The 25,620-nt window shown below is 56.2% G+C and carries 22 protein-coding genes; 18 read left to right on the forward strand and 4 right to left on the reverse strand.

The window, feature by feature from the left end; genetic code table 11:
- The first annotated feature begins 212 nt into the window (after positions 1 to 212).
- Together JDEN_RS05290 and nrdR are read left to right on the forward strand one after the other, a co-directional pair.
- Positions 213 to 650, forward strand: a complete 438-nt coding sequence (locus JDEN_RS05290) for a LysM peptidoglycan-binding domain-containing protein (RefSeq protein WP_015771339.1) — start codon at positions 213 to 215, stop codon at positions 648 to 650.
- 68 nt (positions 651 to 718) lie between these two features.
- On the forward strand, positions 719 to 1,180 hold the full coding sequence (gene nrdR, locus JDEN_RS05295) for a transcriptional regulator NrdR (RefSeq protein WP_015771340.1): 462 nt from the start codon (positions 719 to 721) through the stop codon (positions 1,178 to 1,180).
- Here nrdR and JDEN_RS05300 read toward each other — a convergent pair.
- From JDEN_RS05300 to JDEN_RS05310, 3 genes are all read right to left on the reverse strand, one after another.
- On the reverse strand, positions 1,159 to 2,196 hold the full coding sequence (locus JDEN_RS05300; RefSeq protein ID WP_015771341.1) for an aldo/keto reductase: 1,038 nt from the start codon (positions 2,194 to 2,196) through the stop codon (positions 1,159 to 1,161). The two genes, nrdR and JDEN_RS05300, sit on opposite strands and share 22 nt — an antisense overlap.
- A gap of 82 nt (positions 2,197 to 2,278) precedes the next feature.
- The gene (gene serA / locus JDEN_RS05305) at positions 2,279 to 3,493 is read right to left on the reverse strand and encodes a phosphoglycerate dehydrogenase (protein WP_041288214.1); all 1,215 of its coding nucleotides are present in this window, start codon (positions 3,491 to 3,493) and stop codon (positions 2,279 to 2,281) included.
- Between the two features lie 98 nt (positions 3,494 to 3,591).
- The gene (locus JDEN_RS05310) at positions 3,592 to 5,790 is read right to left on the reverse strand and encodes a HelD family protein (protein WP_015771343.1); all 2,199 of its coding nucleotides are present in this window, start codon (positions 5,788 to 5,790) and stop codon (positions 3,592 to 3,594) included.
- Between the two features lie 247 nt (positions 5,791 to 6,037).
- Between JDEN_RS05310 and JDEN_RS05315 the strand changes: the two genes are divergently transcribed.
- Positions 6,038 to 6,970 carry a PAC2 family protein gene (locus JDEN_RS05315; RefSeq protein ID WP_015771344.1) on the forward strand — a complete coding sequence of 311 codons (933 nt, stop codon included), beginning with the start codon at positions 6,038 to 6,040 and terminating at the stop codon, positions 6,968 to 6,970.
- A gap of 9 nt (positions 6,971 to 6,979) precedes the next feature.
- Here the strand turns inward: JDEN_RS05315 and JDEN_RS05320 are convergent, their stop codons facing one another.
- The gene (locus tag JDEN_RS05320) at positions 6,980 to 7,885 is read right to left on the reverse strand and encodes a spermidine synthase (RefSeq protein WP_015771345.1); all 906 of its coding nucleotides are present in this window, start codon (positions 7,883 to 7,885) and stop codon (positions 6,980 to 6,982) included.
- Positions 7,886 to 8,073: 188 nt separating this feature from the next.
- On the opposite strand from JDEN_RS05320, the gene JDEN_RS14295 reads away from it, so the two are divergent.
- The 15 genes from JDEN_RS14295 to JDEN_RS05395 all read left to right on the forward strand — a co-directional run bounded on the left by JDEN_RS14295 (position 8,074) and on the right by JDEN_RS05395 (position 25,507).
- On the forward strand, positions 8,074 to 8,472 hold the full coding sequence (locus JDEN_RS14295) for an SAV_6107 family HEPN domain-containing protein (RefSeq protein WP_226926657.1): 399 nt from the start codon (positions 8,074 to 8,076) through the stop codon (positions 8,470 to 8,472).
- Position 8,473: 1 nt separating this feature from the next.
- On the forward strand, positions 8,474 to 9,715 hold the full coding sequence (dinB, locus tag JDEN_RS05330; protein ID WP_015771347.1) for a DNA polymerase IV: 1,242 nt from the start codon (positions 8,474 to 8,476) through the stop codon (positions 9,713 to 9,715).
- On the forward strand, positions 9,715 to 10,167 hold the full coding sequence (locus tag JDEN_RS05335) for a DUF3040 domain-containing protein (protein ID WP_083775118.1): 453 nt from the start codon (positions 9,715 to 9,717) through the stop codon (positions 10,165 to 10,167). The genes dinB and JDEN_RS05335 overlap by 1 nt, the downstream gene beginning before the upstream one ends.
- A 498-nt stretch (positions 10,168 to 10,665) precedes the next feature.
- The gene (mraZ, locus tag JDEN_RS05340) at positions 10,666 to 11,100 is read left to right on the forward strand and encodes a division/cell wall cluster transcriptional repressor MraZ (protein WP_192940862.1); all 435 of its coding nucleotides are present in this window, start codon (positions 10,666 to 10,668) and stop codon (positions 11,098 to 11,100) included.
- Positions 11,101 to 11,219: 119 nt separating this feature from the next.
- Positions 11,220 to 12,224, forward strand: a complete 1,005-nt coding sequence (gene rsmH / locus JDEN_RS05345) for a 16S rRNA (cytosine(1402)-N(4))-methyltransferase RsmH (protein WP_015771350.1) — start codon at positions 11,220 to 11,222, stop codon at positions 12,222 to 12,224.
- A complete protein-coding gene (locus JDEN_RS05350) occupies positions 12,221 to 12,643 on the forward strand; it encodes a hypothetical protein (protein WP_015771351.1) in 423 nt (140 codons plus the stop codon). Before rsmH ends, JDEN_RS05350 begins: the two co-directional genes overlap by 4 nt.
- 414 nt (positions 12,644 to 13,057) lie before the next feature.
- Entirely contained in the window at positions 13,058 to 14,797 is a 1,740-nt protein-coding gene (locus JDEN_RS05355) for a peptidoglycan D,D-transpeptidase FtsI family protein (protein ID WP_015771352.1), read from the forward strand.
- A gap of 252 nt (positions 14,798 to 15,049) precedes the next feature.
- On the forward strand, positions 15,050 to 16,582 hold the full coding sequence (locus JDEN_RS05360; RefSeq protein ID WP_049754430.1) for a UDP-N-acetylmuramoyl-L-alanyl-D-glutamate--2,6-diaminopimelate ligase: 1,533 nt from the start codon (positions 15,050 to 15,052) through the stop codon (positions 16,580 to 16,582).
- Positions 16,527 to 18,056 (forward strand): UDP-N-acetylmuramoyl-tripeptide--D-alanyl-D-alanine ligase, encoded by a 1,530-nt coding sequence (locus tag JDEN_RS05365; protein WP_015771354.1) that lies wholly within the window; start codon positions 16,527 to 16,529, stop codon positions 18,054 to 18,056. Before JDEN_RS05360 ends, JDEN_RS05365 begins: the two co-directional genes overlap by 56 nt.
- On the forward strand, positions 18,053 to 19,135 hold the full coding sequence (gene mraY / locus JDEN_RS05370) for a phospho-N-acetylmuramoyl-pentapeptide-transferase (protein WP_015771355.1): 1,083 nt from the start codon (positions 18,053 to 18,055) through the stop codon (positions 19,133 to 19,135). Before JDEN_RS05365 ends, mraY begins: the two co-directional genes overlap by 4 nt.
- Positions 19,120 to 20,628, forward strand: a complete 1,509-nt coding sequence (gene murD, locus JDEN_RS05375) for a UDP-N-acetylmuramoyl-L-alanine--D-glutamate ligase (protein ID WP_015771356.1) — start codon at positions 19,120 to 19,122, stop codon at positions 20,626 to 20,628. The genes mraY and murD overlap by 16 nt, the downstream gene beginning before the upstream one ends.
- 3 nt (positions 20,629 to 20,631) lie before the next feature.
- Positions 20,632 to 21,882, forward strand: a complete 1,251-nt coding sequence (gene ftsW, locus JDEN_RS05380; protein ID WP_015771357.1) for a putative lipid II flippase FtsW — start codon at positions 20,632 to 20,634, stop codon at positions 21,880 to 21,882.
- A 15-nt stretch (positions 21,883 to 21,897) separates the two neighbouring features.
- The gene (murG, locus tag JDEN_RS05385) at positions 21,898 to 23,025 is read left to right on the forward strand and encodes an undecaprenyldiphospho-muramoylpentapeptide beta-N-acetylglucosaminyltransferase (protein WP_015771358.1); all 1,128 of its coding nucleotides are present in this window, start codon (positions 21,898 to 21,900) and stop codon (positions 23,023 to 23,025) included.
- The gene (gene murC, locus JDEN_RS05390; protein ID WP_015771359.1) at positions 23,022 to 24,500 is read left to right on the forward strand and encodes a UDP-N-acetylmuramate--L-alanine ligase; all 1,479 of its coding nucleotides are present in this window, start codon (positions 23,022 to 23,024) and stop codon (positions 24,498 to 24,500) included. The genes murG and murC overlap by 4 nt, the downstream gene beginning before the upstream one ends.
- The gene (locus tag JDEN_RS05395; RefSeq protein WP_015771360.1) at positions 24,497 to 25,507 is read left to right on the forward strand and encodes a cell division protein FtsQ/DivIB; all 1,011 of its coding nucleotides are present in this window, start codon (positions 24,497 to 24,499) and stop codon (positions 25,505 to 25,507) included. The genes murC and JDEN_RS05395 overlap by 4 nt, the downstream gene beginning before the upstream one ends.
- The last annotated feature ends 113 nt before the right edge of the window (positions 25,508 to 25,620 follow it).

Here is a 25,620-nt window from a genome sequence, read left to right on the forward strand (position 1 = left end):
GCGCTGATGGTAGCCATGCTCTGTCTTTGTCAGTGGTGCGTGATGAACTGACACTCGTGTGTTCTTACTCTATGTGAAATCAGGTGATTTTCAAACACCTGTTCGACTATTTCTCGAACAGGTGTTCACAAAACCCATATCCGTTCGTACACTTGTTCTACGAACGTATGTTCGATCATCTGTCGGTGGCCTCAACCCCCAAGGAGACCGTAGTGAGTCAGTCAGTGATGAACGCCCAACTCATCGAGTTCCCCCGTGAACGCGTATACCCTGGCGCTTCGCAGCAATCTCAAGCATCACAAGGTGTGCCTGTGCCAGCACGTACACCTCGCGAAGCGTATGGATTTTTGGGGTTAGGGGGGATGCGACTCACTCGACGGGGGCGGGTGCTGGTGTGGTCCCTCTCGTTGACGTTCGCTGTGGGTGTAGGAGTTTTGTTGGGTCAAACTGCTATGGCTGACACACCGCACGATCCCCAAGCCGTCACTGAGTACGTGGTGAGTGGGGGAGAGACTCTATGGTCTATCGCGGTCGCCCATGCGCCCACAAAGGACCCTCGAGACACCATCGACGCCATCAAGGATCTGAATCAACGACTCTCAGGGGCGTTAGATGTCGGAGAGGTGTTGTATTTACCTACGTCTTCGTGAGTGTGCTCTTGGGTGCGCGCGGTCTTATTGCGTACAGTGGACTGAAGAACTTTCCCGGAGGAGTCTCAGTGCACTGTCCTTTTTGTCGACACCCAGATTCACGCGTTGTCGATTCGCGTACCTCTGATGACGGTGCCACTATCCGCCGTCGTCGCCAGTGCCCCCAATGTCAGAAACGATTTACCACCATCGAAACCGCGAGCCTGTCAGTAACAAAAAGGTCAGGGGTTACGGAGCCGTTTTCACGCCAAAAGGTCATCAATGGTGTGAGAAAGGCCTGTCAAGGGCGGCCGGTCAATGACGATGACCTCGCCAAGCTTGCACAAACCGTAGAAGAAACAATCCGGGCTCAGGGGAGTGCCGAGGTTGGTGCCAACGACGTTGGATTGGCAATTTTGGGGCCGCTGCGCGAGCTTGACCAGGTGGCATACTTGCGTTTTGCCAGTGTGTACCAGAATTTTGATTCGCTCGACGATTTCGCTCAAGCTGTCGAAGATCTACGCCATAGTCACAAAGACGACGAACGCTGAGCCCACAAATTGATTCCAGCATCGGTTGCCCACTGATCAATACGAATCAGCACATCGGGAGTCAATACGGGTGCCTCAGTCGCGTGAAGGAGTTCACGGAACTGTGCCGGTGTTCTAGCGCCCACGAGTACTGAGCTCACCCTCGGATCACGGAGAATCCACGCCACCGCCATCTGTGCAAGTGAGAGACCCAGTTCTTGGGCAATGGAATCTAGTTCTCGCACTCGACGTAGATTCTCTTCGCTGAGATATTCCGGACGAAACGACGACGATAGCGCTGCGCGTGAGTCACTCGGTACGTGATTGAGGTACTTGTCAGTCAGTAGACCTTGCGCAAGTGGAGAAAAAGCGACAACGCCAAAGTCATGGTCATTCGACAAAGACAGGACACTATCACCCTGGGCGTCAGGTTCTTCAATCCATCTGTTCACCAGCGAATAGGACGACTGATGGACAGATAAAGGGATCCCGTAGTCACGAGCGATCGCGAGAGCTTCACGGGTACGTTGCGGCGAGTACGACGAAATGCCAACGTAGTGTGCTTTTCCTTGTGCAAGCGCTGTCGCAAGCGCCCCGATAGTTTCTTCAAGCGGTGTGGTGGGGTCATAACGATGGGAGTAAAAAATATCGACCACGTCAGTGCCTAGCCGTGACAAACTCGCGTCCAGAGACGAAAGGAGATACTTGCGTGAGCCACCCTCACCGTAAGGCCCAGGCCACATCCGGTATCCGGCTTTCGTTGCAAGGAGCATTTCATCTCGATGGGCGCGTAGCGAGCCGCGGAGCAGCGTTCCCACAAAAGATTCTGCGGCACCCGGTGGGGGGCCGTAATTATTGGCAAGGTCTAAGTGAAAGACCCCGAGGTCCAAGGCGGTTGTGATGAGAGCCGTTGCGTCCTCGCTCGCTGCAGAAGCACCAAAGTTTTGCCACAGGCCCAAACTGATTGCGGGGAAGCGCAGACCAGAATGTGGGACCGAACGGATGGGCTGCTGTGAAAGTACCGGCTCTGTGGTCATACCACAAAGGTACGGGACTGGGTGGAAGTCAGCAACGACTGACTCCCACCCAGTAAGAGGGGCGTGCGAGCGCCCGACGTTCTCACCGCAAGTGAGATGGGGGCATCACACGGATGCGAATGTACTGGTCAATATCTTTCAATGCGTTCAGAACTTCAGGGTCAACTGAGGAACCAGCGTCAGTGACGACATACCCAAACTCACCGCGTGTCGCCAACAACTGGCCGTCGATGTTGACGTTGTGCGTTGCGAGCGCATTGTTGACGGCAGCAAGCACCCCAGGGGTGTTGCGGTGGAGGAATGCGATGCGGGTGATCGAGCCAGTCGTTTCAAGTGCCAGGTTCGGAAGATTCACAGACAGAGTCGTCGAACCGGTGCGGACATAGTCACGTAGCTTGTTGGCGACGAACTCACCAATAGATTCCTGAGCCTCAAGGGTGGAACCACCAATGTGAGGAGTGAGGATCACGTTCGCCAACCCACGCAGTTCAGAGTCAAACGCGTCCCCACGTTTTTTCGGTTCGGTGGGGAACACATCGACTGCCGCTCCTGCGACATGACCTGACATGATGGCGTCACGGAGTGCCTCGTTGTCCATGACAAAACCCCGCGAGAGGTTGAGGAAAATAGCGCCTCGTTTCATGGCAGCGAACTGTTCTGCACCGAAAAGGCCAGCGTTACCAGGCCTGCCATCGACGTGGATTGTCACCACGTCTGCGGCGCCCAACAACTCTTCCAAGGTGGTAGCCCGTCGTGCGTTCCCCAGGGCGAGTTTTTCAGCCGTGTCATAGAAAATGACCGACATTCCAAGGTTCTCAGCAAGGACTGATAACTGAGTACCAATGTTTCCGTACCCAATGATGCCCAGGGTCTTCCCGCGGATCTCGTGAGATCCATCGGCGGTTTTGTCCCACACACCGTCGTGCATGGCCTTATTACGTTCTGGTAGCCGGCGTGTCAGCGAGATCATTTCAGAGATCGCCATCTCGACAACTGAACGAGTATTTGAGAACGGAGCATTGAAAACACCGACTCCACGTTCCGCTGCTGCGCCTAAGTCGATCTGGTTGGTGCCGATACAAAATGCGCCGATCGCGATGAGGTCAGGGGCGTGATCAATGACCTGACGCGTTACCTGCGTCTTTGATCGGATGCCGAGTAGATGGACGCCTTGGAGAGCTTCGATGAGTTCCGCCTCATCGAGTGCCCCAGATCGTGTAATGACCTCGTATCCATGAGAGGAGAGGATTTCTACGGCGGTGGGATGGACGTTTTCCAGAAGCAGCGCTTTCAACACGCCTCCATTTTCTTCCTGAGTGGGTTTGGTCACCACCAAGTCTTTAGTGGTGAACCGACGTTACGCACGGTGTCACGACGAACATGGGTCTGTTGTGTTCACTGGGCGGAGAACCACGGTGCACGAGATGGTGTCAGGACACAAAGGTGCTGGGTTGGTCTCGTTAAAGCAACGAACAGATCCGAAGCCCCAACTTCATCCTCGATCTCCTGAGGGTCAACAAGAATGACTGCATCGAATTCTAGACCTTTCACCGCGCGTGGTGTCAGGGTGTCCACGGATCCACGCCGAACATCACCGTGACGAGCAACGCACGTGTCGACCAGTGACGTGATGCGAGACAACTGTCGTGAACTTGTGATGACGGCGACTTGCCCTCGGTCGGCCGAGATAAACCGGCTGATCGCCTCGTTGACAGCGGTCACAAGAGTGTTGTCCCAGCCATCATCAGGAACCCGAATCACATCGAGTGCTCCTGCGACATCACGAGCCGAGGTGAGAGGAGACGTGGTCAGTCCTGCATGATGCGCATAACGCATTGCCGTGTCAGCGATCGCAGCTGGAGTACGGTAGTTAATAGTCAACGTATGCTGGGTCCAGTGCTCGCGAAACACGGGTGTGAACATACCCTCCCAGGTCCGTGCACCACCAGCTCGCGAAGTTTGGGCTGTATCACCCACGATGGTGAAGGACCGTGTTGGGCAGCGGCGTATCAGCATTCGCCAGTCCATCGGAGACAATTCTTGTGCTTCGTCCACGATGACGTGACCATATGTCCATTGCCGGTCACTGCCAGCTCGTTCAGCCAAGGACATGACCGGACCGTGGGCTCGAAATCGTGCTTCCAAATCGTGGGCGCTTACTAAACCCGCAACACCAGTTTCGTTGATCACCGCTTGGGCGTATTCGTGGTCGACACTGGGGGAGGGCGCTTGGTGGTTGCGCCCTGGCAACGGGCCGAGGAGTTCCTCAGCTTCATCCAGTAATGGGATGTCCGAGGTTGTCCATGCGGAGCCAGGAGGTCGAAGAAGAGCTGATCGTTCAGCGTCGGTTAGGTCTGGAGCTGCCTGGAGGAGGCGATGTGGGCGCGACAGGAGCGCATCAACGAGTTGCGGGGCGCTGATGGGGAACCACGCAAGGTTGATCAGGCGGCGTACCTCGCGATGTGAGCGCAACTCAGCAATGATGTCTGCGCGGTCTTCTGCTGCAACGTGGTATGGCATGTCTTGGGCGTACTGCGCGGCCAACTTATTGAGCATGTCACGAGCGAAGATGTCCCATCCTTCGTTGTGCGGTTTGTTGGCCCGTCGTGCACGGGTCATCGATTCTTTAACGTCACGGGGGGTGACCACAAGCAGATGACCGTCGATGCGCAGTGTTGTGTTTTGCGACGGCACCTGTTGGCGGGCTTTGACAGCGGCACGCACATAGCGCGCAAAGCGCACGTCACCCTTTAAGGCTGCGGCCTCAGGGGAGTCTTCTGCTTCCGCAACAACACCGGGCATCAATGAGGCTAGTGTTGTGGACACTACACCTGTCTCGCCAAGTGAGGGAAGAACTTGGTCGATATAGCGAAGAAACGCTGACGAAGGCCCAATCAAAAGAACCCCGGAGCGTTCCAATACTCGGCGGTGTGCGTACAACAAATATGCTGCACGGTGTAAAGCAACAGCAGTTTTTCCGGTTCCTGGCCCGCCTTGAACAACGTGGGCCCCGTGGAGAGGAGCGCGGATTATCTCGTCTTGTTCGCGCTGAATTGTTGCGACAATGTCGCCCATCTTTCCGGTCCGGCCCCGGGCCATTGCAGAAAGCAGTGCCCCCTCCCCCTGCAGGGGTGGAAGTTCCTCATCTGAGTCACTCAACGTGAGTAACTCATCTTCGACAGCAGTGACCTGACGCCCCGAGGTGGTTAAGTGCCTGCGCCGGATTACCCCCTGTGGATGCGCTAATGTCGCACGGTAAAACGGTTCCGCAGCCGGAGCGCGCCAGTCCGTCAAAATAGACTGATGCTGCGCATCAGTTAACCCCACCCGCCCAATATGGCGGGTTGAATCATCAGTCAGTGACAAGTGACCAAAGACAAGACGCTCTTCCACCGCGTGGAGCAACGCGAGCCGATCCTCATAATGGGTTGCAAATGAATCCCGTTCAGAACGGTTTTGCGGCGAGCCAGTTGGTCCCTGTTTACGAACGGCAGCGAGCCGAGCAGCAGTCGCGTCACGCAACTCATCCAACCGTGCGTAAAGCGCATCGACGATACGCTGTTCCTGTGCGAGGGTGTCGCGGTGTTCGGCCACAGGCTTCCCCTGATTCACGTGATCTTTGGCAGTAGGTCAGTTCCCCTCAACACGACATCACGCGATGCACGAGTCAGTATCAGGCGACCGTCTATTATCCACCAAATCAGGTGTGATAGCGACACCAGGATGCACCCAATGAACCTCACGGGATAAGGTCACCACACCTCACCGTTCCTGTTCGGGAACAACACGTGGACCAACGACGTTGGAGATCGTGACACAAGGACCAGTGAAAGGACCTGCCATGAGTTCGGATCTTTATGACTTCCACAAAGACACCTATGACGAACTACGGACCCGGACCGAGACGTCAGCGGTAGGACCTGTGCTTGTGCTTGCACTACGTCCACTTGTCGACGCCGGCCATGTCACAGAGATCATCGCCGAACACCTCACCGCTCATGGAAACCCGCGTCCCTTTGCCACCTTCGACCACGACCAATTGATTGACTACCACGCCAGGCGTCCCACCATGGTATTCGACGTCCACCATTGGACTGAATACCGGCAACCCCATATTTCCCTTGACCTGCTCCACGACGCCGAAGGCACCGACTACCTTCTCCTTCATGGCTTGGAACCTGACCGGCGCTGGGACGGCTTTACCCAGGCGGTCCTTGACCTCATTGAGGACTTCAACGTGTCGTTAGTCGTGAGCGCGTATGGACTTCCCATGGGCATACCCCACACGAGAGAACACGGAGCGATTCTCCACGCCACTCGGGAAACCTTATTGACAGCCCAACCCAAATGGGTCGGGAAAGTGGAAGTACCCGCGACAGTGAGTAACCGCATCGAGTTTGAACTAGGCCTTCGTCACCGTGACGCAGTAGGAATCGCGGCCCACGTCCCGCATTACCTCATCCAGTCGCAGTACTACCCTTCAGCGCTCACTGCCGTCACTCGAGTCGAAGACGTGACAGGGCTGGACCTCGCATCAGCGGACATCGCGCAAGCAGCTGTGGAAGCACGAATCGAAGTGGACCGGCAAGTAGCACAATCGCCCGACATCCACGAGGTAGTCACCGGACTGGAGAACCAGTACGACGCCTTCATGGCAGCAAAAGACCGTGAATCGTTACTTGCAGATGATCCGCTTCTTCCCAGCGCCGATGAACTTGGTGCGGAGTTTGAGGCGTTCCTCCAGCGTGAATGGCGCAAAGGTCAATCCCACTGAGTGTCGCGGTCAACTAGGCCCAAAAGGTTGTGCATCAGCAACAAAGTGCTGAATCTGTTCCCCGTGCAAGATACTCGCCGGGACTGCCATGGACCTCAACGACCGGTACAGCGTCTCGCTGGTCTCAAAAGGGCTCATGGGGTTCTCGGCGTCTGGTCGAACTGCACACAGAACAACATTGCCGTAACGCTTCTTTTTCACTATTGAGGGTTCGGCAATGAGCGCGAGATAATCCCAGGGATCCCACGAGGAACTGACCTCAGATGCGTTGAGCTGGTGTGTCTGGGCAATACTGTGCGCCAATGTCGCCAACTCGCGTTTGACCAGCGTTAATGGTTGTCGGTCGGCACTATTGACGAGATACAAGCCGCCAGGTCGAAGAACTCTCATCACCTCGCCAGCCATCGTCGAGGACACCACATGCTCGGGAATCACCCCGGCCGTGAAAATATCGCGCGTCAGTACATCGATACTCCCGGAACGCAACGACACCACCTGCTCCAGCGCATCACCCGGCCTTAACTTCAGCGCAGGAGAACGGGGCAGATCGAACCATCTGCGCACTAACTCCAACAACTCACCATCAATGTCAATCCCGATTTGCTCAACAGCTGGAATAGAAGCAGCGCATGCGCGCGCAAGACTCGCACCCGCGACACCGAGATGTGCAATCTTCCGTGAAGTTGGCGCAAGGTCAACAATGACCCGATGCATGATATCGAGATACTCAAACCCCACATGGAGCGGATCGTCTAGGTCAATAAATGAACTAGGTGTGTCATCAAGGAAAAGCGTCAGGCGCCGGTCATGGTCTCGATCTGCTGCTACGCGAACGGTCTGATATGCAGTGCGGATCGGATCGGTGGGCAGCGCCACCTGAGGACGGCGAGACGGACGAGAACGACGAGAGGCCATGACCCAAGCAAACCACACAACGTAGCACGGCACTTGCCAAAATCGAACAGGTGTTCGATGATAGTGATGAGGTGATCTCGATGACGACGCGCAGGAATCGCCACACGCGACAACAAGCACCATCGCTGGGGAAGGGCGCACTACGCCGCCGCGACATGTCGACCCTCGTCTACAAGGCGCTCGCACTGATGGACGATGGCAACAGGTTGCTTCACGCTGCGCGACGCCATCGTGATCCCGAGGATGCCTTTCGGTTCATTCACTACGCTGCGCTGCGGTATGCAGGCGCAGTGACGGTACACCAGGCTTCTCGTCGTCCTCAGCGTCCTGTGTGGGATGCGCTCGTTCAGGACAATCCTCAGTGTGGTCGCTGGGTGACGGTATGGGAAGCGAGTGCGCAGGTGAGGTCGAGGCTGGATCGCGGAGATAGAGGTGTCATCACAGCCGCAGATATCAACCAGTGGCACGAGACATGCCTCGCGTTCCGCGAAGAGATGTGGACCATCCTGGTCCATCAGTACCCAGAACTTACCCATCGTGCGCACGAAAACCGCAGTCGCGCGAGGGCGGGCACGGGAGTGATCTGAGGTGAGTAATGCTGTACGAGTGACCCAAGCGCGCCGGGACTGGGGCAGCGATGATACCGGGCTGAACGTCATGCATGTGGACATGGATGCTTTCTATGCGTCGGTTGAGATTGCGCAACGGCCAGAGCTGCGGGGGCAACCAGTCATCGTGGCTGGAGGCGAACGCTCGGTCGTCTTAGCCGCCTCTTACGAAGCTCGAGAGCTAGGCGTGCGATCTGCAATGCCCACCCAACGTGCCCGGCTGCTTGCGCCGCACGCTGTCTGGGTGGCGCCTAGACATCACGAATATGCGCGGATATCTCGTTCGGTGATGGACTACCTCGACACCATCACTCCATGGGTAGAACAAGTTTCGATTGACGAGGCGTACCTTGACGTATCTGGAATACGTGGACCACAAGGAACCCTCTCTGCCCGTGCGCAAGAATTGAGAGCTCAGGTTAAAGCCCACCACGGGGTCACCTGCTCGGTTGGTGTCGCCGCCAATAAGTTTCTGGCTAAGCTCTGTTCCACACAAGCAAAACCGGATGGACTACTTGTCCTGCCTCGTGGACAGGAACAAGAATTCCTCAACCTATTGCCCATCGGGGCGCTGATGGGTATCGGTGACAAGAGCGAGCGTCGATTGAAACAACACGGACTCCATACCATCCGGGACGTCGCTGCGCTGGAGCCAAGCTATGTCGTCGCGCTCCTCGGTGCGACGCTGGGAAACCGCCTTATCCATCTTGCCCGAGGGATTGACGACAGGCCTGTTACCCCAACGCGCGTGGAAAAGAGCGTCGGTGCAGAACACACATTTGCTCAGGACGAAGGAAGCAGAGAAGTATTGCGTGCCACCGTTCGCTCTTTGGCGGACACCGTGACATCGCGGCTGCGAAGTCGGGGCCTGCTTGCCCGCACCATATCGGTCAAGATCCGCGATGTGAACTTCCACACGATCACCCGGCACGTGACTCTTCATTCACCTAGCCAGTCACTTCACGTGGTCTTTAGTCAGGCGTGGACTTTGGTCGACCGTCAACTTTTGCCGGGTCAACGCGCACGTTTGCTAGGCGTAAGAGCGGAACAGCTTGTCCCAGAAGAAGGCCAGCCATTGACGTTGACGCTCGAGGAATCTCTCACGGACCACCATGACACGACAAGAAAAACTGAGGAGACAATCGACGCGATTCGGGCGAAATTTGGGTCACGGGCTATCTCACTTGGAGTACAATCAGGTCTTCAACTACCCAAGAGTTGATGGCCTCCACTATCCTGGAACCAGGGCATCGACGGAGACGAGAATCGGGGGTTGCCATGCCTCTGTCAGAACACGAGCAACGCATACTTGAACAGCTCGAAAAAGAATTGCGGTCCGAGGACCCGCGGCTCGCCTCGACGATGAGTGGACGCCAAGGAACAACGACCGCACGGTTTATCACTGCAGTTATTGCAGTCGCGGCAGGCCTTGGTCTGCTCATCGTTGCGGTGACAACTGCGCTGACGTGGATCGGTGTGATCGGTTTTGTGGTGATGTTCCTCGGTGTGACGTATGCACTGTCGCGGCCAAAAAAAGAGCCTACGCTTCGTGTTGTCGATGGCCAGGGAGTTCGTCACTCATCGGCGAAAAAACGGTCGACTGCACGCGGAGGGCAGAAAACCTTCATGCAGCGGATGGAAGAGAGATGGGACCGCAGGCAACGGGGAGAATGACGTAGCTCACCGACACGGACGATCAAGTGTGAGACTGAGTCTCACTGCATGACGAGATAGGCACAGGGCTGGAAGCAGGATGACCTGCTTCCAGCCCTGTGCGTTGCCACAAACAACCTCCACTTCGCTCCACAGTCAACGGCATGCTGGTTTGACAAGTCCACTCGCGGATTGCGCCGCGCTGAGTGTGCTGGTCGCGGCGTTATATGACGAGCAATTGGCATAACTGTTGCCATTGCGTGTGGCATGCGGCCCGCGGCGCGGCAAAAACCCTCCACTTCGCTCCCCAAGATCTCACCAGCACTTTCACTTAACTCGAGGTGAAAAATGCCGACATTATGAGAGACTGTGGAGGGAAATGGAGTAACGTGGAGTTGAGCGGAGGGTAGAGGATGAACGGCGTTTCGGCGATGAGCACTTCTCCCCATAGCGAAACCCGCAATGTCACGAGTGGAGAGGGGACGCACGATGCACGACATCATGGGTGCCATCCCACACCTGTTTTTGGGGACTTACACCCCAAAACTCGACGACAAAGGCCGATTGATCCTTCCATCGAAGTTTCGTGGTCAGTTTTCTTCTGGCTTGGTCATGACGCGAGGACAAGAGCGCTGCCTCTTCCTTCTCCCCATGGAAGAGTTTCGGCGCATGTATGAACACCTACGTCAAGCACCAGTGACCTCGCGACAGGCGCGTGACTATATGCGTGTTTTTCTGTCGGGAGCAAGCGACGAAATGCCAGACAAGCAAGGGAGGGTATCTATTCCCACTCCATTGCGAACATATGCCGGGTTGGATCGCGAGGTCGCCGTCATTGGTGCGGGATCCCGGGTCGAGATCTGGGACGCAAGGACATGGGAGGACTACCTCGAAGAAAAGGAAGAAGGATACTCGCAAACAGCTGAACAAATATTCCCTGACCTCCAGTTTTGATCTGCTCTATGAGGTCTCCTACCGTCATCTGACGCCACTTCCCCGGTGCCAGATGGCGACGGTGGGAGCCCTGGTGGAGTAGGTAACTACCAACAACATCGCCGACAGTTAAGGTTCCCATGAACGAGTTCCAGGATGAATCACCGGCCTCGCGTCGGCACATACCCGTGCTGCGTGACCGTTGCCTTGAACTAATGGCTCCCGCGCTGAACTCCCCTCAGGCGCTGTATGTTGATGCCACATTGGGTATGGGGGGCCATACACGTGCTGTACTTGAAGCGTTTCCGAATGTCATAGCGATTGGCATCGACCGTGATGCTCAAGCTTTGGCGCTTGCCAGTGAACGGCTTGAGTCGTTTGGTCAACGGTTTCGCGCAGTGCACACCACCTACGACAACATCTACCGTGTGATCCATGAGGCTGGGTTTGATGGTGCACAGGCAATACTCATGGACCTGGGCGTATCCTCACTTCAGATTGACGAGCGGGAACGCGGTTTTGCTTACGCACACGATGCCCCACTTGATATGCGTATGGATTCATCAGCACCGTTGACCGCAGCAGACATCCTGAACACTTACGACGAAAAGCGACTAGCCACGATCCTCAAAACCTATGGCGAGGAACGGTTCGCTCCGCGTATCGCACGGGCCATTGTCCGCCGCCGAGAGGAGCGTCCCTGGGAGCGATCAGGGGAACTTGTTGATCTCATTCGCGAATCAATACCAGCAGCAGCGCGCGCTACGGGAGGCAATCCCGCGAAACGCACCTTTCAGGCCTTGCGTATTGAAGTCAACGAAGAGCTTGATGTTCTGGCGCATGCGCTCCCGGCAGCAATTGAAAGCCTTGTTATTGGTGGCCGTCTTCTCGTGGAGTCATACCACTCCCTAGAAGACCGGATGACCAAAGTCGAATTCACACGAGGTCTTCAATCCAGTGCTCCGCCTGATCTTCCCATCGAACCAGAGACTCATCGCCCCTACCTACGTGCCCTCACAAGGGGAGCGGAAAAGGCGGATGAGAACGAACTGCAGTCAAACCCGCGGTCCGCATCGGTTCGACTTCGAGCAATTGAACGAGTACGACCAACCCCGGCACACCTGAGAAATGGAGAGTACACGTGAGTGCATCGCCAACAGCTACAGCACGTGCAGTGTCTTCATGGTCAACCTCGGCACCACACGCCGCACCCGTCACATCTACTCCACGAAAACCTGCTCTTGAAGTCGTCACGGCACCAGAACCGCGCGCATCGTTGGGAGTGTTTCTCGCAGGGTGTGTTGCGCTACTGGGCCTGACGATCGCTGCGATCCTCATCTTGAACGTGGAGATGGCACACGGCGCCTACAAGCAGACAGACATGAAGGCACAACTCTCACACGAGGTGCTCGTTACTGAACAGCTGTCAAGTGACCTTGATGATGTGTCAACAGCGGAGAACCTTGCGCAACGCGCACGCGACCTGGGAATGGTGCAAGAACTGACGCCTGGTGTGATTCGATTGGAAGACAAGACGATTCTTGTGGAGCCCGACGGAAAGTAGTGGCTAGTGAGCGAAAAGACACCACGAGCGAGGCGTGGAGGTCAGGAGCGACGGGGGCAACAATCACCACAAAGCGCAAGGGCCTCCTCACGTTCACGAGCACAGAATGGTTCAGAACGAAAATCCGGATCGACCCCGTCATCGCAATCATCGAAGAGGGGTCCTCGTCCCTCTGAACGGGACGGGGTGCGCAGCGCACCACAGCGCGGTACGCAGGCGGCGCGAGCATCGCGCACCGCAGGTCCACGAAGTGATTTAGGTACCCAACGCAGGTCTTACGCATCAGCGCGACCAGTTGGCTCCCCACGAGGGCGCGCGAAACTGACTGAGAAACAGCGGAGAGCTCAGGAGGAACGAGTTCGCTCCCGAGCGCGCCGGGCACAACAGCGTGCACGTGGGCCGCTGGGGTACCGAATGCCGACGAGGCGCTTGAGGTTTGTTTCTTTCCTTGTCACCGTTCTTCTTTGCGCCTTCGCACTACGTCTGGGACAAGTCCAACTCGTTTATGGTGATGAACTGCGCGAAAAAGCACAGGCCATGCGCACCAAAACTATGCCTCTCAAAGCGGAGCGCGGCCAAATCACAGACCGTCACGGAGTTGCGATCGCCAAATCCGTCACGAGATACAAGGTCTTTGCCGACCAAGAGCTGATCGAAAAATGGAGTCAACTCACACCTGATGGTGAGAAAAAAGGTGGCCCGCGTTACGCTGCTGAACTTCTTGCGCCATTGCTTGATCTGAATGCGCAAGAGCTGGCTGCCGAACTCACAAAATCACCAGAAACCGATAGGTACAATAAATACCTTACGATCGCGACAGACATTCCCCCTGAAACGTGGGATGCCATCCGCGCATTGCGGATCTCGGGGATATTCCCTGAATCAACGTCAAAGCGAATGTACCCTGCGGGGGAAACCGCAAAGTCGATTATTGGCGCAATGGGAACAGATGAAGGTTTGTCCGGTCTCGAATACTCCCAAAATTCTCTCCTCACAGGGACAGACGGTTCGATGACCTACGAACAGTCTCGTAATGGCCATATTCTTCCCTCAGCGCCTGTGACAGAAGTGCCTGCCAATAGTGGACACACTGTGGTGTCTACTCTTGACATGGACATTCAGTGGCACGTGGAAAACGCGCTTGATGAACAATTGAAAAAGACAGGTGCTCGAGGTGGTTATGTCATTGTCCAAGACGTGAAGACATGCGAGGTGATTGCGCTTGCCGATCGATCAGCGACATCGGACGACACAACGAGCATTACTGGACGCCTGGGATCTGTTCAAGACATTTTTGAACCAGGATCCACAGCCAAGGTCGTCACCATGGCTGCCGCTCTCGAAACGGGGGTAGCAACGCCCACAAGCAAGTTTCGAGTACCAGATCAGTACACAACAAGCAACGGACAAACATTCCGTGACGCCCATGAACACGCCACCCATAATCGAACACTAACTGGCATCCTCGCTGATTCATCGAACACAGGCACCGTGCAAATTGCTGAACTCCTCACTAAACAGGTGAGATACGACTATCTCAGTAAATTTGGGTTCGGCCAGCGGACCGGAATCGAACTCGGGGGAGAGTCACGTGGTTTGCTCGCAGAACCAGATCAATGGGATGGACGAACCCAGTACTCGGTCATGTTTGGCCAGGGGATGGCAGGCAACGCCCTTCAATCCACCAACGTGTTCGCCACGATAGCCAACGGTGGACAACAATGTACCCCCCACTTAGTTGCAGGAACCACGGACCAAGACGGTACCTACACTCCATCCCCGAAAGCCGAGACACGTCAAATCGTCTCGAAGGAGACGGCCGATGCGGTGCTTTCCATGATGGAGTCGGTAGTCGTAGAAGGAAGCGGCGCGGCAGGGAAAGTCAGCGGCTATCGGGTTGCGGGGAAGACGGGTACCGCACAAGCGGCAGATGAGAACGGACAACTCACATCGTTTGTGTCATCGTTCATTGGGGTCGCGCCGGTCGACGATCCGGCAATTGTGGTGTCAGTCATTCTTCGTGATCCCAAAACCTCCGTTTATGGTGGCGAAGTGGCAGCACCAGTTTTTGCCGATGTGATGGCCTATTCCCTGCAACGGCTTGAAGTCGAACCCACAGGATCACGTCCCTCCCTGTACCCCATTGATTGGTGATGCGCTAGCCGCTTGAAGCCAGTGGGGACGTCCACCGTTAAAATCAGGGGTACGCACTCACCCAGAAGTATGAACTGCCGTTGCCAGGGGAGTGCTCCACCCCTTACCGCATCGGTTCGCGCCGATTTTCACCCGCAGAAACGATAGATTGGGACTATGCAGCCAACCGCTGACGATCTCATGCGTCCGCACCGCCCACCATCGGTGCCCCTTCAGTCTCTTGTTCATACCGTGCCGGTCCAGGTGCACGCAATGGCAGATGCCCAGGTATCGGGTCTCGCCATACAAACAGCCCGTGTGCGTCCAGGTGATCTCTTCGTGGCCGTGGCCGGACAACGCAGCCACGGTGCCCAGTACATTGAACAAGCAATTCACGCTGGCGCCCGCGGTGTGCTCACAGACGAAGCCGGGTACCGCATCGCCCGTGAGTTAGACGCATCCGTTGGTCACGAATTACCAGTTCTCGTTGTTGACGACGGACACGATGTACGAGAAATTGCAGGGCAGGTGGCAGCAACAATATATGGTCAGCCGGCTGCGCGGCTGACCACTGCCGGGATCACCGGAACAAACGGAAAAACAACAACCACCTTTTTCCTCGACGCGATTCTTCGGACCGCCGGCCATCACACCGGACTCATGGGGACTGTGGAAACCAGACTCGGCGACCACACAGTATCTTCCACTCGAACAACAGTTGAAGCTCCAGAGCTTCAAGGCTTTCTTGCACGATGCCTTGAAGAAGAGGTCACGGCGGTCAGCATGGAAGTGTCATCACATGCTCTGGCGCTACACCGGATCACCGGCACACAGTTCGATGTTGTTGGTTTCACCAACCTCCAACGTGACCATCTTGACTTCCACGGATCGATGGCAGAGTACTTTGCCGCCAAAGCTCAGCTTTTTCACAGTGACTATGCGCGGGCGGGTGTCATCAACGTTGATGATGACTGGGGTGTGCAATTGCACCACCAAGCGACGATTGACACCTGGAGTGTCGCAACGACTCCCGAGCGTGCTGCACACGTGCACGCCGACTGGACGGTCGTTGAGGTCGGTGATTATCAACCCAATTATGGGACGCAGTTCGTACTTCAGGGCCCGCATGGGCAGAGGCTGCGCTGCCATAGCGCCCTCCCCGGCACAGTCAACGTGGCCAACGCCGCACTTGCTGCACTCATGGCCCGGTTAGCAGGTGTCAGCGACAACAACATCACAGAAGGTCTGCGTTCCCTGCATTCAATCCCCGGTCGAATGGAAGTCGTGTCGAAGCCTGCACAACCACTGACCATCGTGGACTATGCCCACACAGCGGAAGCTTTGGATTTTGCGTTGTCCTCCCTACGCCAAGACCTCGCCGCTCGTGCGCACGAATCTGGTACACATGGTGTCTTACGTGTGGTTTGTGGTGCGGCCGGCGACCGTGACCCGTCAAAGCGCCCAGAAATGGGGGCAGTAGCAGCCCGCCTGGCAGACGTCGTCTACATTGCTGATGATGATCCACACGGCGAGGACCGTGCAACGATCCGTCAAGACCTCCTTAAGGGAGCGCAGTCAGAAGCCCAACGACAGGCCGCGCATGGGCGCATCATTGACGTGAAAGAATATGATCAGCGGGAATCTGCAATCGACGATGTGATCGCTGCAGCAAGTGATGGGGATATCATCTTGATCGCAGGGCGCGGGCACGAAACAGTTCAAGACATGGCTGGTGTTCCTCACGAACTCGATGATCGTCGTCATGCTCGTCGAGCTCTTACGCGCTGGAGTAATCAGCATCACTAGTGCGCCTCGGTGCGGCTGCAGCCGCACCGAAGTCACGAATCCCAATGAGCCTATGGCAGTAAGGACGTATAGCAACGTGTTCACAGCGCAGGAGATCGCTTCCATCACCGGCGGTGAGTTATCTTGTCCGTCAGATGTCACAGTGACAGGACAGGTCACGATCGATTCGCGAACAGTGTCGACTGGGGACTTATTTGTTGCCGTGGTCGGGGAACGCTCTGACGGCCACGACTATGCTTGCGTGGCCCACTCGCAAGGTGCAGTGCTCGTGCTCTCCCAGAAAAACATCAAGGGGGTTCCCTGTGTGGTTGTCGCTGACACCCAACGCGCCCTCGGTGATCTGGCACGAGCACACCTTGCCAGACTGCGGGAGAAGGGGCATATCCGCGTCATCGGAGTAACCGGATCTGCGGGAAAAACCACAACAAAAGATCTTATGGGGCAGATGCTCGCAACTTATGGGAACGTTGTGGTTCCCGCTGGGTCACTCAACAATGAACTGGGCTTGCCACTGACAGTACTGAAAGCGGACGAAACAACGGATTTCCTCGTCACAGAAATGGGCGCATCGGCAGTTGGGGATCTTCACTACCTCACATCTATCGCCCCCCTCGATATTGCAGTGGTGTTGATCGTTGGCCTCGCACACCTTGGTGGCTTCGGATCTGCGGAACTGGTCGCACAAGCGAAAAGCGAACTTGTCACAGGTCTCCTCCCGCAAGGAATCGCAGTTCTCAACGCAGATGACCACCGAGTCATCGCGATGAAGGAGCTTGCACACGGCCAAGTACGCACCTTCGGGTCGGTCCGTGGAGCAGATATGCGAGCCATCAATGCCCGCACAGACGCCGCAGGGCGCGCCCACTTTGACGTCGAAACAACAGCAGGGGACACAGCGTCGGTGACTTTGACTCTTGTGGGCGAACATCATGTCACCAACGCGCTCGCGGCACTGACAGCAGTGACCGCACTGGGAATGCCACTTGACCAAGCTGCTGTTGCTCTGAGTGCTGCACGAGCAACCAGTCCGCACCGTATGGATGTTGTGGACCGTCCAGATGGTGTCACCATTATTGACGACTCCTACAACGCCAACCCAGATTCCATGCGTGCCGCTCTGCGAGCTTTGGCCACTGTTGCTGGCCGTCAACGCCGGACTGTGGCAGTGCTCGGGGAAATGCGTGAGCTTGGCCCCCAATCACGTACCTACCACGATGACATCGGGCGCCTAGTCGTGCGGCTCAATATCTCGCGGCTTATTGTCGTAGGACAGGGAGCGCAGGGAATTGCTGACGGCGCCCTGCAAGAAGGGTCGTGGGGAGACGAGGTCGTGGAAGTCGCTGACCTCAATGCAGCGCATGCTGCCCTCAACGACTACCTTCAGCCTAACGATGTGGTGTTAATCAAAGCGTCTCACGGTTCTGGCCTGTGGCAACTCGCCGATGAACTGACTGGAAAGGCAGCAAACTCGTGAAAGTTGTCCTCGTTTCAGGTGCTGTTGCACTCCTTGTGTCGCTCCTAGGCACCCCCATGTTTATCCGTTTACTCGTTCGTCGCAATTACGGCCAGTTCATTCGGCAAGACGGTCCAACAGCGCACTTCACGAAGCGCGGCACACCCACAATGGGTGGGGTAGTCATCATTGCCGCGACAGTACTTGGATGGTTGGCAACCATCCCCGTCACTGGACGAATTCCCACCGCATCTGAGTTCCTCCTCATTTTCCTCATGGTGGGTATGGGATTAGTCGGTTTTCTCGACGATTTCATTAAGATCTCCAGACAACGAAGCCTGGGATTGTCTCCGATGGGCAAGATCATCGGGCAAGGCGTTGTGGGCATCGTGTTTTCTGTCCTGGTATTGCAGTTTGAAAACTCGCGAGGGGTCACCCCGGCGTCGACTGCAATTTCTTTCACTCGTGACACGAATTTTGACCTCGCCTTCGCAGGGGCTGGGATTGGAATAGCGCTGTTCGTGGTGTGGGCAAACTTCCTGATCACTGCCTGGACAAATGCTGTTAACCTGACCGATGGTCTTGACGGCCTCGCCACAGGAGTGTCACTGTTTGTTTTCGGCGCTTACCTCTTTGTCTCCATCTGGCAGTACAACCAGAACTGTGCCTGGCGACCAATTGCTGAAAGCGCCTGCTACGAAACCAGAGACCCCCTTGGTCTTGCCATCATCGCAGCCGCAATCGTTGGTGCGTGCTTTGGGTTCTTGTGGTGGAATGGTTCGCCGGCACAGATTTTTATGGGGGACACTGGGTCTCTCGCGCTGGGTGGAGCGCTTGCTGGTATCTCCATTTTGACCCGGACAGAAATACTTGCCGCGATCATCGGTGGCTTGTTTGTCCTCATTGTTGTTTCAGATGTCATCCAAATTGGGTTTTTCAAGATGACAGGAAAACGAGTCTTTAAGATGGCCCCCCTGCACCACCACTTTGAACTGTCAGGTTGGGGGGAAGTGACAATCGTCATCCGGTTCTGGATCATCGCTGGTCTTTTCGTTGCAGCAGGGCTCGGCCTGTTCTACGGTGAGTGGATCGTCAGTTGAACCGTCATAGTGAACTCGCGAAATCTCTTGCTGATAGTCACGTGCTTGTTGCTGGGCTGGGAGTGTCAGGTCAGGCTGTTGTTGACGTGCTCACTGAGCTACCCAATGGCCGACACCCAGCCTCCGTCAGTTCACTTGACGCCCAGGCAGAGGGCGCTCACTATTCATCCTCTTCGCAGGTGCCGTGGGACAGCATTGACCTTGTCATTGCGTCTCCCGGCTGGCCACCACACCACGAGGCGCTGACTGCCGCCGCTGACCACGCAGTGCCTGTGTGGAGTGAGATCGAGCTTGCGTGGCAACTGCGAGTGAACAACGAACACACAAACAAACCAGCACCGTGGCTCGCTGTCACTGGAACCAATGGGAAAACCACCACCGTTGAACTCTTAGCAACAATTCTTCACGCTGACGGCCTTCGTGTGGCAACGGTTGGCAATGTGGGTGCACCTGTCATCCGGCAGATCCAGAACCCCACAATCGATGTCTTTGTCCTTGAACTCTCCAGCTTCCAACTCCACTTCACCTACTCGATGGAACCGCTTGCCTCCGCGATCCTCAACATTGCTGAAGACCACGTTGATTGGCACGGATCATTTGACCAGTACGCTTCTGACAAAGCGCGGATCTTCACTCACACCCACCGCGCCTGTGTATATAGCGAAGGTGATGACCGTGTCGTTAGGTTGCTTCACGAAGCTGACGTTCACCCTGGTGCTCGAGCAATCTCAGTGAGCGCTGAAAGCCCAACTCCTAGCTCGCTGGGGATTGTGGATGGTGTTCTGTGTGATCGAGCATTTACGGAGCCACTGACCGGCCCTCAGCGATACCGCCATGCGGCGGAACTTGCCCAACTGTCAGACCTGGCGCACCTCGCTGGCCCAGATGGTGTCGTCGGTTCGCACACCATCACTAATACGCTGTTCGCTGCGGCTCTCGCCCGCGCCTATGGGGTGGCCCCTCGTGCAGTCCGGGATGGGGTCAAGAGCTTCCAACCTGGACGCCACCGCATCGAGCATGTCGCAACGGTGGCGAAGAATGATGCCCCGCAATCTGGGGTCACATTCATTAACGATTCGAAAGCTACGAACGCTCACGCAGCCCGCGCATCGCTTCTCTCGCTCCCGTTATCGTCCACTGTGTGGATTGTTGGGGGGGTTACTAAAGGAGCGAACCTAGATTCTCTCATCGCCGAAATTGGCCCCCAACTGCGAAGTGCAGTCGTCATTGGTGTGGAGCATCAGGAGATTGTGCGCGCATTTGCTCGACACGCCCCACACATCCCGGTCCACGTCGCCTCTGCAGACGACACTGGGGGAGTGATGCGCCATGCAGTGAACACGGCATGGAAAGCAGCAGAACCCGGGGATGTTGTCATCCTCGCGCCCGCGTGCGCTTCGATGGATCAGTTTGATTCCTACGCGCACCGTGGAGATGAGTTCGTGCGGTGGGTCACAGAGTTGATCCCACCTGGCCAACAACGCAAGGAGTAGAAGGTGGGGGTACGGTCCACATCAGGAGCGGACGCAACGCGTAGCGGGCGTTGGCTAGGTGTGTGGAACTCGGCTACCACAAGCTACTACCTTCTGCTGATCTCCTCGATCTCGCTTGTGATCCTCGGGCTCATCATGGTTCTTTCCGCATCGTCAGTTGAGTCGCTCAACTCTGGCGGGTCTGCGTATGGGATCTTTCAACGCCAAGCGATGTTTGCCGTGCTCGGTGGTGTGATCATGGTGATTGCTGCTCGCGTGCCTACGACGTGGGTGAAGAAGAATGCTGCGTTGGGATTGGTCCTGGGTATTGCCATGCAATCTCTTGTCCTCACCCCATTGGGAGTATCACGGTTGGGAAATACCAACTGGATTCAGATCCCAGGCACAACTGTCACTCTCCAGCCGTCAGAGTTTATGAAAGTCGCGTTGTGCGTGTTTCTCGGAACTGCTATTTCTCGGAAACTGATGACGTCAAAGGAGTGGATACACGTCCTCCTCCCGTCCCTGACAATGTCAGCGTTCGCTGTAGGTTTCGTCATTCTTGGCAACGACCTGGGAACGGCGATGGTCTACATCCTCATGATCGCTGGTGCACTGCTTGTCGCCAACATCCCCATGAAATGGTTTGCCTCTGCTGGCGTGATTGCTGCGATTGTGGTCGCTATTCTTGCGTTAGTGAGTGACAACCGGATGGGTCGCATCATGGCGACATACGACTCGCAGTGTGATTCTTCGGACCTGTGTTATCAGGTGACACGAGGACTTGAAGCGCTTGGTTCCGGTGGTCTCACTGGAGTGGGCTTGGGCGCTTCTAGCGAAAAATGGGCGTATCTCCCCGAAGCGCAGAACGACTTTATCTTTGCGATCATCGGTGAAGAACTTGGCTTCCTCGGGGCGCTCCTTGTCATTGTGCTGTTTGCGGCGTTAGGGATAGGGATGATGCGAGTGGTCATCCGCCATGAGGATCCCATGGTGAAGATCTCCACGGCAGCGATTGCTGCCTGGATTTTGGGACAGGCGATTTTTAACATCGGCGTTGTCACGCGTATATTTCCTGTCATCGGCGTTCCCCTCCCCTTTGTGTCCGCCGGTGGTTCAGCACTCATCGCGACGATGCTGGCCATCGGACTTGTTCTTGGTTTCGCGCGTACAGAGCCAGGTGCTCACGATGCGTTTGCTCGCAAACCGTCTGTCGTACGAAAAACAGCGGCAATTGTCGCGCGATCTACCCGCTCGATTTCTCGACGGTCCTGATGGAAAGTGGTTGCTGTGGTTGCTTCAATTTTGTTGGCTGGCGGAGGAACCGCTGGTCACGTCAATCCGCTACTTGCGATTGCCGGTGAAGTGCGGCATCGGTACCCCGATGCGTCAGTTCGTGTCCTTGGAACAAAAGAGGGACTCGAAGCGCGCTTAGTGCCGCAAGCAGGGTTCACGCTCGACTTTGTACCCAAGGTTCCGTTGCCGCGGCGCCCGAGTTCGCAGTGGATGTCATTACCCGGCAACTTGCGACGAGCCGTACAGGCGGCCCACGACGTGATGAGTGACCAGAAACCAGACATCGTCATGGGATTTGGTGGGTACGTCTCCACTCCGGCCTACTTAGCGGCACGACAACTGGGAATCCCCGTTGTCATTCACGAGCAAAATGCGAGACCTGGACTCGCGAATAAACTAGGGGCCCGGTTTGCTGCGCAAGTCCTTGTGACCTTTGAGAGCACGCAACTGCCCGGGGCTGTTCCGGTGGGGCTTCCCTTACGCGCCGACCTTGGGGCACTTGCCGTTGCCTCACCACAAGCGTTAGCTCACACTCGACTCGAAGCTGCTGAACGTTTCGGGTTGTCGCCTCACGTACCAACCCTCCTTGTGACCGGGGGATCGTTGGGGGCAGTGTCCCTCAACCGAGCGGTGTCAGGAGCAGCAAAAGCACTACTTGCAGCCGGTGCCCAAGTCCTCCACGTCACGGGAAAAGACAAATCGCAGGCAGTGATCGAGCAACTTGATGGAATCGATGACAAGGACCGAGGGCGTTACGTCGTCGTTGAGTACATGGATCGAATGGACCTTGCATATGCGGCAAGTGACTTGGTGATGTGCCGTGCTGGAGCAGGAACAGTGTGTGAATTGGCGGCACTAGGAATCCCCGCTGTGTTTGTTCCACTTCCGATCGGAAACGGAGAACAACGGCTCAACGCCCAACCGCTCGTGCATGCAGGGGGCGCATTGCTGGTCGCAGACGAAGATGTGTCCTCAGATTGGGTAGAAGCATCGCTTCCTGGCCTCCTGCGTGATGCTGCACGACTCGCCCGGATGCGAGATGCGGCAAAGAGTGTGGGACACCCCGGTGCGACAGCACACATCGTTGATCGTCTGGAATCCTTAGCAGGGTGGAGACAATGACAGATCAACACCGCCAAAACGTCGCTTCGCTGCACCTGCACTTTATCGGTGTCGGTGGCGCGGGAATGTCTGTGATCGCACATATGTGTCACGCCGCAGGTGCGCGTGTGTCAGGATCTGACATGCGCGCTAGCGCCACAGTGACCGCGCTACAAGACGCTGGAGTTACGGTCAATATTCCCCATGACGCATCACGAGTCAGCAATGAACACACCGTCGTTGTGTCCTCAGCGATCCGAGACGACAACGTCGAACTTGTTCGTGCTCGAGAGATGGGCCTGACTGTTCTTCATCGATCACAAGCGCTGGCCATGCTCATGAATGACCACGATGGTATTGCGGTCGCAGGGGCCCACGGGAAAACCACAACCTCTGGGATGATCGCGGTTGCCGCGCAAGCGCTAGGAATGGATCCCTCATTCGCAGTAGGGTCAACAATGCGCACTCCCAACGGTGCCATTCCAGGCGGACATCTTGGACACGGAAAGATCCTTATCGCCGAAGCAGACGAATCGGATGGGTCATTCCTCAACTATCGCCCCACCATTTCCGTTGTCACAAATATCGAACCTGATCACCTCGATCACTACGGCAGCGAAGATGCCTTTTACCGTGCTTTCGATGAATTCGCGGACCAAGTCGTGCCACACGGCTGGTTGATTGCCTGCGCCGATGACGCCGGGGCATACGCGCTGGCACATCGTCAAGAACAACACGGCCGCCAAGTCCTCACTTACGGCCGGCACCCTTCTGCTGATATTCGAGTCCTCGAGTCACACCCTCAACATCCTGGAATCAGTCAAGTCATGACTGTGACGGTTCCACGAAACCTCCCTCGTACTGGTACGCGAAATACCACGAACCCAGAAAACGCCACCACAACACTCACCATTCAACTCGCAGTACCGGGTGAGCACAACGCACTCAACGCAGCAGCTGCTCTGGCCACAGTGATGGTCTTAGGAGCGTCACCCCAAGAGGCCGCACACGCACTAAGCGCGTTCATGGGAACGGGACGCCGATTCGAGTTACGAGCCGTGGTCGGGGACGTCACCGTCGTCGACGATTACGCACACCACCCAACGGAAGTAGCCGCATTCTTGTCTGCAGCATCGAACGTTGCTGGTACTGGCCGTGTCCTGGCTTTGTTTCAACCGCATCTGTACTCACGCACACGCACGTTCGCGAACGAATTCGCTACTGCACTCCAGGGTGCTGATGTTGCCATCGTGACGGACATTTACGGTGCTCGAGAGCAACCTGCTGCTGGGGTGACCTCACAACTCATCACTGACAATCTTGCCCCCCAACAAGGCGCGTACATTGGTGACCGCATCCAAGCGGCGAAGCACCTGGCACGAATCGCTCAACCAGGTGACCTCATCGCGACCATTGGGGCTGGAGACGTGACCGAGTTAGCCGACGTCATTGCAGATGAGTTACGGCACAAATTCCTTAGTGGGCAATCCACATGAAGCCGCCGACTCCACCGCGCCGCCAGCAGCGTGGTACGAGTGGGCGCGTTCGTCAGCGTGCCGCGCAAGCCGACCACACCGCGCAAGCCGACGTCGAAGGGCCTGCCTCTGCTGATGCGACCGGTAACGCTGATACGAACGGTGATCGTTCACCCAGCACGAAAAAGGTCAGTTCACGTCCAGTGGGTGGCTCCTTCGCGTCCACACACGAGGAGGAGTTGAGCCCTGCACGGGCTACCACTCGGATCGGAACATCGCGAGTGCCCGTGCTGTCGACGGGCATGTTGGACCGGTTGCAGGAAAAGGAAGCGGCACGTGACAGCGACCGGCGAAGAAAAATCCTGTTGACGGTGGTTTTTATTCTTGTGTTGGCAGCGTTGGGGTGGGTGATGTTCTTCTCGCCCATTTTTGCGTTGACGATGTCTGAGGTGCGAGTCAATGGGGCAAAGGCATTTGTTTCTGAAGATGATATTCGCGCTGTTATTACTCCTCACGAAGGCACCCCACTAGCACGCCTGAATATGTCGGAGTTGGGTGAAGATATCGCTCAGATCCCTAACGTTGCGGAATACGTGCACACACGTAGGTGGCCTCGAGGACTGACTGTCAGCATTACCGAGCGAGTGCCCGTGGCTGCGATTCCTCGGGGTGATTCTTTTTCGCTTGTCGATCGAGAAGCTATTGAAGTTGATGTGGTCGAGGAACTTCCAGACACAATCCCGCTGATCAATATTCCTGGTGAGGATCTTGATGAACGAGTCTTGACAACAGCGCTGGCGATTCTTGAGATTTTGCCTGAGACCGTTCATGAGGACATTGCGAAGCTCACCGCGTCAACCCAAGACAATGTGGTGCTGACACTGCGCGACGGAGTGCGGGTGAAGTGGGGGAGTGCTCAAGATTCTGAGGTCAAAGTCAATGTGCTCGAGGTGTTGCGGCCAAAAGCACAAGAACTGGGAAAGAAGACGATTGATCTTTCTGCACCGAATCTCCCGATCATCAAGTGACCGGCCCAGAGAAAACTCAGCGGGAGCGGGTGAGTCGGTGTGTTTTCTGCCGACACACGATGGATAGTGTTGCTAGTGCCGGACGGACCACATAACGTTTCGGTAGCAGATCT

The organism is Jonesia denitrificans DSM 20603 (genome assembly GCF_000024065.1).
Lineage (GTDB): Bacteria > Actinomycetota > Actinomycetes > Actinomycetales > Cellulomonadaceae > Jonesia > Jonesia denitrificans.